Source organism: Streptomyces sp. ISL-12 (assembly GCF_018614415.1).
GTDB lineage: Bacteria > Actinomycetota > Actinomycetes > Streptomycetales > Streptomycetaceae > Streptomyces.
In genome coordinates, this window is sequence record NZ_JAGGOO010000075.1 from 1 (window position 1) to 8702 (window position 8702).

8 protein-coding genes are annotated in these 8702 nt (G+C 75.1%); all 8 read right to left on the reverse strand.

Annotated features, from left to right (window positions below; genetic code table 11):
* A partial coding sequence (locus J7I94_RS21095; RefSeq protein ID WP_374198407.1) for a sugar-binding domain-containing protein occupies positions 1-533 on the reverse strand: 533 nt, incomplete at its 3' end.
* Between the two features lie 139 nt (positions 534-672).
* Entirely contained in the window at positions 673-1386 is a 714-nt protein-coding gene (locus tag J7I94_RS21100; protein ID WP_215168809.1) for an ABC transporter ATP-binding protein, read from the reverse strand.
* Complete coding sequence (locus tag J7I94_RS21105; protein WP_215168816.1) at positions 1379-2323, reverse strand: ABC transporter ATP-binding protein; 945 nt, start codon at positions 2321-2323, stop codon at positions 1379-1381. Before J7I94_RS21105 ends, J7I94_RS21100 begins: the two co-directional genes overlap by 8 nt.
* Before the next feature lie 62 nt (positions 2324-2385).
* Positions 2386-3267, reverse strand: a complete 882-nt coding sequence (locus J7I94_RS21110) for an ABC transporter permease (protein WP_215168811.1) — start codon at positions 3265-3267, stop codon at positions 2386-2388.
* Positions 3257-4225 (reverse strand): ABC transporter permease, encoded by a 969-nt coding sequence (locus tag J7I94_RS21115; protein ID WP_215168819.1) that lies wholly within the window; start codon positions 4223-4225, stop codon positions 3257-3259. Before J7I94_RS21115 ends, J7I94_RS21110 begins: the two co-directional genes overlap by 11 nt.
* 20 nt (positions 4226-4245) lie before the next feature.
* A complete protein-coding gene (locus tag J7I94_RS21120) occupies positions 4246-5835 on the reverse strand; it encodes an ABC transporter substrate-binding protein (RefSeq protein ID WP_215168813.1) in 1590 nt (529 codons plus the stop codon).
* Between the two features lie 96 nt (positions 5836-5931).
* A complete protein-coding gene (locus J7I94_RS21125; RefSeq protein ID WP_215168815.1) occupies positions 5932-7710 on the reverse strand; it encodes an FtsX-like permease family protein in 1779 nt (592 codons plus the stop codon).
* Between the two features lies 1 nt (position 7711).
* Positions 7712-8500, reverse strand: coding sequence for an ABC transporter ATP-binding protein (locus J7I94_RS21130; protein ID WP_308114649.1), 789 nt, complete (start codon positions 8498-8500; stop codon positions 7712-7714).
* Positions 8501-8702 lie beyond the last annotated feature (202 nt).

Sequence of the window (8702 nt, forward strand, 5' to 3'; positions counted from 1 at the left end):
ACGGTGAAGGTGCGGCGGTACTGGCCGACGGGGTTGCGGCGGGTGGGGGCGGTGGGGGGCTGCGGCTCCTCCCCCAGGCCGTTGGGGCCCCAGTAGGGGTAGGTGATGTTCAGGTAGATCGGACGGTCGTGGCCGTGCAGCTGCCAGACCGAGGGGACCGGGATGGTGTCCCAGTCGCCGTCGTCGAGGTCGGTGCGGTGGAAGTCGGCGTCCCGGTCCTCGGGGCGGTCGGCGTAGGCGAACTTCCAGGTGCCGTCGAGGGAGAGGCGGTACGGGGAGTCGGTGCGGTCGGCGGCCAGCGCCTGGCGGACGTCCGCGTACGGCATGAGCGTGGTGTGCGGCGGCTCGGTGCCGAGCCGGAAGACACCGAAGTCGTTCCACTGCGGGGGGCCGTCGGAGGTGGCCGCCGCCGCGCGGGCCCTGGCGGGCGGTACGGACAGGGCGAGCGCGCCGAGGACGGCGGCGCCGCCCTCCAGGAGGCGGCGGCGGCTGACGACCGGGGGCACGACGGAGGAGAGGGACGGGTGCGGCATGACCGTGGCCTTCCGTGGGGTTCGGTGGGCGGCTCAACGCACGGTGTGCTAACGGCGGTTACGGGGGTGGTGCCCGGCAACTGGCGGTGAGGGAGCGACTACTGAAACACGGTCACCCTAGGACCCGAACACAATCGAATCAATCACCCCGTCGGGCTTTGTGCGGTCCTGGGGAAGGAGGGCCGTGTTCCGTCGACTGCCCGGCCGGCCGTCCCCAGTCGACCGTGCGGTCGCACCAGCGCTCCAGCAGGACCCGGTCGTGGCCCACGGCCAGCAGGCCCGCCCCGGTGGCGGCGCGGTACTCCTCGACCACCGCGACCAGCGCGGCGGTGGTGGACGCGTCCAGCATGGCGGTCATCTCGTCGCAGACCAGCCAGCGCGGGCGCAGCACCAGGGCGCGGGCCAGACAGGCCCGCTGGAGCTGGCCGTCGCTGACCTCGTGCGGGCGGCGGCCCAGCAGGTCGCCGGTGAGGCCGACCGTGGCGGCCAGTTCGGCGACCCGGGCAGCCGAACGCTCGCGGCGGCCGGTGGCGCGCAGCGGTTCGGCGATCAGGTCGGCCAGCCGCAGCCGGGGGTCGGCGGAGAGCCGGGCCTGCTGGAAGACGACGCCGAAGGCGGTGCGCAGCTCGCGCGGCGCGCGGTGCCGCCAGCGGCGTACCGGCTCGCCGTCGACGACGACGGTGCCGGCGTCGGGGCGGTGCAGCAGGGCGGCGACCCGGGCGAGGGTCGACTTGCCGCAGCCGCTGGGGCCCAGCAGGCCGACCGCCTCGCCCGGCGCGACGGTCAGGGACACGTCCCGCAGGACGGGGGCGCCCCGGGTGTATCCGGCGGTGACGGCGCGCAGTTCAAGCACGGGCGGCCTCCGGGTCGGCGGTGGTGTGCGGGTGGGGGTGCGGGTGGTGGCAGGCGACCGTGCCGGACAGCTCCGGCAGCGTGCCGCAGGTGTCGGTGGCGCGGGCGCAGCGGGGGGCGAAGGCGCAGCCGGCGGGCAGGTCGCCGAGTTCCGGGGGCAGGCCGGGAACGGGCGTGAACGCGCGGTCGGGCAGGGCCTGGAGCAGGCCCCGGCTGTAGGGGTGGCGGGGGCCGGGGGTGCCGAAGAAGACGTCCGCGTCGGCGAGTTCGACGATGCGTCCGGCGTACATGACGGCGACCCGGTCGGCGACGCGTTCGGCCGCCGCCAGGTCGTGGGTGATCATCAGCAGGGCCCGGCCCTCTCCGTCGGCGTCCGCGTCGACGTGGCGGCGCAGTTCGTCGACGGTACGGTCCACCAGGTCCCGGTCGAGTCCGGTGGTCGGTTCGTCGGCGAGCAGCAGGGGCGCGTCGCCGACCAGGGCGAGGGCGGTGGCGGCGCGCTGGGCGAGGCCGCCGGAGAGTTCGTGCGGGTGGCGGTCGAGGTGGCCGGCCGGGAACGCGGCGCGGGCGGCGGCGTCCTCGGCGGCGGAGCGCAGGGCGGCGCGGCCCCGGGTGCCGGTGAGGGCGGCGACGGTCTCCGCCAGGTGGGAGCGGACGGTGCGGACGGGGGTGAGGTGGGCGGCCGGGCTCTGCGGGACCAGGCCGATCCGGCGGCCCCGTACGGTACGGGCGAGGGTCCGCTCGTCCGCGGTGAGCAGGTCCAGGTCGCCGAGGAGGGCGGTGCCGGCGGTCTGCGCGTTGCCGGGGAGCAGCCCGAGCAGGGCGGAGGCCAGCACGGACTTGCCGCAGCCGCTCTCGCCGATCAGGGCCAGGCACTCCCCGGCCGCCACGTCGAAGCGGACGTCGGTGACGGCGGCGATCCGCCGTCCGCCCGGCATCAGGAAGCGGACGGACAGACCGCGGACCTCCAGCACAGGGGGACGCCCGTTCACACGCCCGTTCACAGCATCAGCTCCGATCGCCGCCGGGGGTTGATCCGCTCCCGCCAGGCCCCGGCGAGGCCCGCGACGGCGAGGGTGGGGACGATGATGAACAGGCCCGGGAAGAGGGTGGGCCACCACTGCCCGGCGAGCAGCGAACCGCGGGCCTGCTGGATCAGGTTGCCGAGGCTGGCCATGTGGGTGGGCAGGCCGAGCCCGAGGAAGGACAGCGCCGACTCGTGCCACATGGCGTGCGGCACCATCAGTACGGCGGCCAGCGCGGCCTGTGGCAGTACGCCGGGCAGCAGGTGCCGTACCGTCACCCGCCACCGGGAGGCGCCCCCGGAGACGGCGGCGTCGATGTACGGGCGCGACCGCAGGGAGAGCACCTCGGCGCGGACGATGCGGGCGGTGGACAGCCAGTGGGTGGCCGCGACGGAGACGACCACGGGCCACACGCCCGGCCGGAACATGGCCACGATGAACACGCCGAGCAGCAGGTGGGGTACGGAGGAGAACGCGTCGACCACCCGCATCAGCGCGCGGTCGAACCAGCCGCCCAGCGCCCCGGCGGCGGCGCCCACCGCGGTGCCGACGACCGTCGCGGTCAGCGCCGCGGCCACCCCGACCAGCAGCGAGACGCGCAGCCCGTACACGCAGCGCAGCAGCAGGTCGCGGCCGACGTCATCGGTGCCGAAGGGGTGGGCGGCGCTCGGCGGCAGGAGCTTGGCGGCGAGGTCGACGGCCTGCTGGTCGAGCCGGACGAACGGCGGTACGAGCAGCACGGCGAGGACGGTCAGGGCCAGCAGGCCGGCCGAGACGCGCAGGCGCAGGGCGCGGGTGGAGCGGCGGGCCGTGCCGTGGGACCGCCACTGTTCCAGGGCGGGGGCGTCACATGTCACTGAGCTTCACCCTCGGGTCGAAGAGGCCGTAGAGCAGGTCGGCGAGGAGGTTTCCGGCGAGGACGGCGGCGGTGGCGAGGGTGGTGAGCGCGGCGAGCAGCGGGAAGTCGACGGCGGTGGCCGCCTCGACGGTGGCCGCGGCGATGCCGGGCCAGCTGAAGACGGTCTCCACGAGCAGGGCGCCGGTGATGAGTTCGGGGACGCGGGAGCCGATCAGGGTGAGCACCGGCAGCAGCCCGGAGCGCAGGGCGTGGCCGAGCAGGACGGTGCCTTCGCCGATGCCACGGGCGCGGGCGCCGCGCACCGGGTCCTCCGCGAGGGCGTCGCCGACGCCCTGGCGGACGTAGAGGGTGAACCAGGGGAGTTGGGAGACGGCGAGGACCCCGGCGGGCAGGACGACGTGACTGGCGACCTGGCCGAAGGTGACCTGTTCGCTGGCGGTGTCGGTGAGGCCGCCCGCCGGGAGGAGGTCCCACTGGAGGGCGAACAGCCAGACGGCGAGCAGCGCGGTCCAGAAGACCGGGGCCGCCTCCAGGGCGTACGCGAGGGAGGTCACCGCCCGGTCGAGGAGGGAGCCGGGGCGGCGGGCGGCCAGGACGCCGAGCAGGGTGCCGGCGAGGACGGCGGCGGTGAAGGCGACCGCGCACAGCAGCGCGGACCAGGCCAGGCGTTCGCCGATGACCTGGGCCACCGGCTGCCGCAGCACGCTGGAGTGGCCGAGGTCGCCGGAGAGCGCGGAGGTCAGCCAGTGCCACCAGCGGGTGACGAACGGCTCGTCCACGCCGAGGTTGGCGCGCAGCCGGTCCAGGGTCTCCTGGTCGGCGCCGAGCGCGGCGGTCCCGGCGTACGCCTTGACGGGGTCGAACGGGGAGGCGGCGGCGATGGCGAACACACCGAAGGTGACGACGGCCAGGACGGGGACGGCGGACAGCGCCCGCCGTCCCGTCAGCCGGGCCATCGCTCCCCAGGGGAGCGCGCTCATGCCTTGGGCCGCCAGGTCTCGATGTTCCACCAGGGGCCGCTGGCGAAGCCGTGCTCGTGCGGCTCCAGTTGGGTGGTGAGGCCCTCCCAGCGGTCGGCGAGGACGTAGAGGTGGTCGATGTGGGTGAGGAAGGTGTAGCCGGGGTCGTCGACGAGCGCCTGCTGGATCGTGTCGTAGGCGGCGCGGCGTTCGTCGGGGTCCTGGCTGCGGCGGCCGGTGTCGAGGGCCTGGTCGACGGCCGGGTTGTCGTAGCGGGCCATGTTGTTGAAGCCGTCGCCGGCGAGGGAGGAGTGCAGCAGGGTGTAGAGGCCGAAGTCGGGGTCGCCGACGCTGCCGAAGCCGGCCAGGACCGCGTCGCGGCCCATCCGGGGTTCGATGACCTCCCAGGTGGCGCTCTCCACGTTCACCTCGATGCCGGCCCGCTTGGCGTCGGAGGCGTAGGCGAGGGCGTGGTCCTGGCGGACCTTGTCGCCGGAGGGGTAGTAGAGGGTGAACGCGGCGCGCTGTCCGTCCTTGGCGCGGATGCCGTCGCCGCCCGTCCTCCAGCCGGCCCGGTCGAGGACACGGCGGGCCTCGGCGAGGTCCTGGTCGCGGGCGATGTCCTTGGCGTACCAGGGGTCGTCGGTGGGCAGCGGGCCGTACGCCGGGAGGCCGGCGCCGTCGAGGATCTTGTCGACCATGGCCCGGCGGTCCACGGCGGCGTCCAGGGCCCGCCGGATCGCGCGGTCGCCGGTGACCGGGCCGGCCGTGGGCAGGGTGACGGCGCGGAAGTCGTAGGTCTTGGCGTCGTACGTGCGCCTGCTGTCGTCGTCCTTGAAGGTGGCGGCGAGGTTGGGCGGCAGGACGGCGCCGTCCAGATCGCCGGAGCGCAGGCGGGTGGCGCGGACGTTGTCGTCGGCGATGATCGCCATGGTGAACGACTTGACCGCCGGTTCGCCGCCCCAGTAGTCCGGGTTGGCCTTGAAGGTGAGCTTCTCGCCCTTGCTCCACTTCGCGAGCGTGTACGGTCCGGTACCGACCGGCTCGGTGTTGAAGGAGCCGGTGTTGGGGTCCTGGCCGCCCGCGATGTGCTCGGGGACGACGGGCAGCACCGTGCGCGCGGCGAAGGCCGCGTAGGGGTACTTGAGCGTGAAGACGACCTGGTCGTCACCGCTCGCCCGGACGTTCTCGACTGCGTCCAGTTCGCTGCGCGCGGTGTTGTTGGTCTTCGGGTCGAGGATCGTCTCGTACGTGTAGACGACGTCCTCGGCGGTCAGCGGCTCGCCGTCGCTGAACTTCACGCCCTCGCGCAGGGTGTAGGTGTACGTCCGCCCGCCGTCGCCGATCTCGGGCAGTGCCTTGGCCAGCGCGGGCTTCAGCTTCAGGTCGGTGTCGCGGGCGAGCAGCCCGTCGAAGATCTTGGAGTTCCCGTCCTTGCCGTAGCCGAGCAGCGGGCTGAGGGTGTCCGGTTCGGAGGCCACCCCGATCACGACGGACTCGGCCCCGCCCTTCCCGTCGCCGCCGCTGCCTCCCGGGGCGGAGCAGGCGCCGACACCCACGGCCAGCGCGGCCGCGGCGGCGGCGCCTCGTATCCGACGGGTCCTCATGTGTCCCCCAGAGCAGTTGACGCGGATGAGCTATTGCACATGAGTCGCAATTAAAGCGTCAACCGGGGGCCGGGCGCACCTGTGCCTGCCGTGGCGTCAGGCGGGCCCGGTGTGCAGGGCGCGTCCGGCGGGGCCCCGGGTGTGGGCCCAGGCGGGCAGGGCGGTCAGCGCGCCGGCCGTCAGCAGGACGGCCGACGCGGCGAGGAGCAGCCACGAACCCGGGGGCACGACGACGACGCGGCTGAACAGGTTGTAGAGGACGAGTCCGGCCGGGGTGCCGACCGCCACCCCGAGCGCGGCGGGCAGCAGTTGGGCGGTGCAGAGGGCCGTGACGACCTGGCCGGGGGTGGCGCCGAGGGCACGGGTGACGGTCAGGGCGCGCCGGGCCCGCACCGCGGTGCTCCAGCCGAGGAACACCGTGTTGAGCACGGACAGGGCCACGAGCACGCAGGTGACACCGGTCAGCGTCCGGACGGTCACGATGTCCCGCAGCCCGCCGGGGTTGGACAGCCCGTACTCGATCTTCACATCGGGTACGGCGTGCAGGGTGAGCAGCGCGGTGACCATGACGCTGGTGACCCCCGCTCCCACCGCGGTCAGGACGGCACGGCCGGGCCGGCGGGCGAGCAGCCGGACGCCGATCAGCAGCGAGGTGGGCAGGTACGCCGTCACGGCGTTCAGCCGCGGGTGCCGGACGGGCGGCTGGGCCGGGTCGGCCAGGGTGTCGACGGTGCTGGTCCGGGCGGCGCGCAGCACGGGGCCGAGCACACCGGCGCCGGCGACCACGGCGGCGAGGAGGACCGTGCCGACGACGGTGTCGGTGGCCGGCGGGCTGACGGCGTTGATCAACCCGGCGCCGGGGTCGGCCAGTTCGGGGGCGAGCAGGGACCCGGCGGTCAGCCCGAGGGCGGCGGCCAGGGCGGTCAGCAGCAGGTGCTGCGCCAGCAGTACGACGGCGACCGCGCCGGGCGTGGCGCCGACCGCCTTGAGCAGTCCGGCCCGCCGGTTGTCGCGGCCGGCCCGCAGGGCGGTGAGCGCGGCGAGGGTGACGACCGCGGCCCCGGCCAGCAGCCAGCCGCCGACGACCAGGGCGGGCCGGGCGAACATGATGAACTTGGTGTCCTGGTCGAGGACGTCCTGCCACGAGCGGACGTTGACCCAGTCGCCGCCCCGGTCGTCCTGCGGGAAGGCGGCGTCGATCCACTGGGCGACCGCGGCGGGGTCCGAGAGCTTCAGGCGGATCAGATGGACACCGGGCGCGTCCCCGGCCGCCGCGCGGGTGTCGGCGGTGGTGAGCCAGACCCTGCCGCCGTAGTCGGACGTCCCGGGCCCCTGCGCCCAGTCGCTGCCCGGGTAGACGCCGGTGGCCACGCTGAGGGCGATCCCGACGACCGGGAAGTCGCGGCCGCTGATGGTGACGCGGTCGCCGACGTCCACCCCGAGCACCTTCGCGAAGCTGTGCTCGACCACCACACCGCCGGACCGCACCCAGGTGCCGGAGGTCACCAGGGGCCGGTCCACGGCGGACGGTTCGCCGTCGCGCCCCTCGACCGCCGACCGCGCGCTGCGGCCGTGCGCCCGGACCGTGGTGTCGAAGGCGAAGACCGGGTCGGAGTGCGCGACCACACCGGGCGTCCCCGCGAGGCGTTCGGCCACGGCGGACGGGTCGGCGGCCGTCGTGATCGCCGTGACGTCGGGACCGGCGGTGGCGTCACGGGTCTTCAGGTACGCGGCGCCCACGGCGTCGTCGGTCGCCATGCCGAGGGCCAGGGAGGCGGTGGCGGCCGTGACGGCGAGCAGGAACATGACGGCCTCGCCGGGACGGCGGCGCAGGTCGCGCGCGATGAGCCGCCAGAGCAGGAGCAGACGTCCCATGTCAGTCCTCCCCCCAGTGCAGCAGTGCGCCGAGCCCGGGGCCGGGGCCGGTGTTGCCGGTGTTGCCGTGGCCGGTGTTGCCGTGGCCGGTGTCGCCGGGGCGGGTCAGGTGGGTGTCGTCGGCCGGCGCCCCGTCGCGCAGGGAGACGACGCGGTCCGCCGTGGCGGCGACGCGCTCGTCGTGGGTGACGACGACCAAGGTCTGGCCCGCGGCGCGCAGTTCACCGAAGAGACGGAGGATGTCGTGGGTCGCGGCGCTGTCCAGGTTCCCGGTGGGCTCGTCCGCGAGGACCACCAGCGGCTCGTTGACCAGGGCGCGGGCGACGGCGACCCGCTGCCGCTGCCCGCCGGACAGCTCCGAGGGCAGGTGCCGGGCCCGGTCCGCGAGCCCGACCCGGCCGAGGAGGGCCGCGGCGCGGTCGCGGGCGGTGCGCGGCGAGGCGCCGGCGAGCAGCGCGGGCAACTCGACGTTCTCCGCCGCGGTCAGCTCGTCCATCAGCTGGAAGTCCTGGAAGACGAAGCCGACGGTACGGCGGCGCAGCCTGGCCAGCGCCCGTTCGCCGAGGTCGTCGATGCGCCGCCCGCCGAGCCACACCTCGCCGTCGGTGGGCCGGTCCAGTCCGCCGAGCAGGTGCAGCAGCGTCGACTTGCCGCAGCCGCTGGGCCCGGTCACGGCGAGCGTCTGCCCGGCCGGGACGTCGAGGTCGACGCCGTCGACGGCCCACACCAGGCTCTCGCCGTGCCCGTACGTCCGCGACAGACCGACCGCGCGCAGCACGGGCCCGGACACGTCGCCCTCTCCGTGACGGCCACCGGCTGGCTGCACGCCGGCACCACGGGCCGGGACCGGCCCGGCGCCCGGGGCGCCGCTCGGGCCACTGGCCGGGGCGCCGGTCTGGACCGGCCGCATGACCGGGTCGTCACCCGACACCGACCTCACACCCGAACCACCACCCGACACCCGCCCCACGCCCGAGCCGCCCTCCGAGACC

What these genes read in the sequence shown, in the direction of transcription:
- J7I94_RS21120 (WP_215168813.1), bottom strand. Translation starts at nt 5,835, where the DNA reads ATGAGGACCCGTCGGATACGAGGCGCCGCCGCCGCGGCCGCGCTGGCC.
- J7I94_RS21125 (WP_215168815.1), bottom strand. Translation starts at nt 7,710, where the DNA reads ATGGGACGTCTGCTCCTGCTCTGGCGGCTCATCGCGCGCGACCTGCGC.
- J7I94_RS21115 (WP_215168819.1), bottom strand. Translation starts at nt 4,225, where the DNA reads ATGGCCCGGCTGACGGGACGGCGGGCGCTGTCCGCCGTCCCCGTCCTG.
- J7I94_RS21105 (WP_215168816.1), bottom strand. Translation starts at nt 2,323, where the DNA reads ATGCCGGGCGGACGGCGGATCGCCGCCGTCACCGACGTCCGCTTCGAC.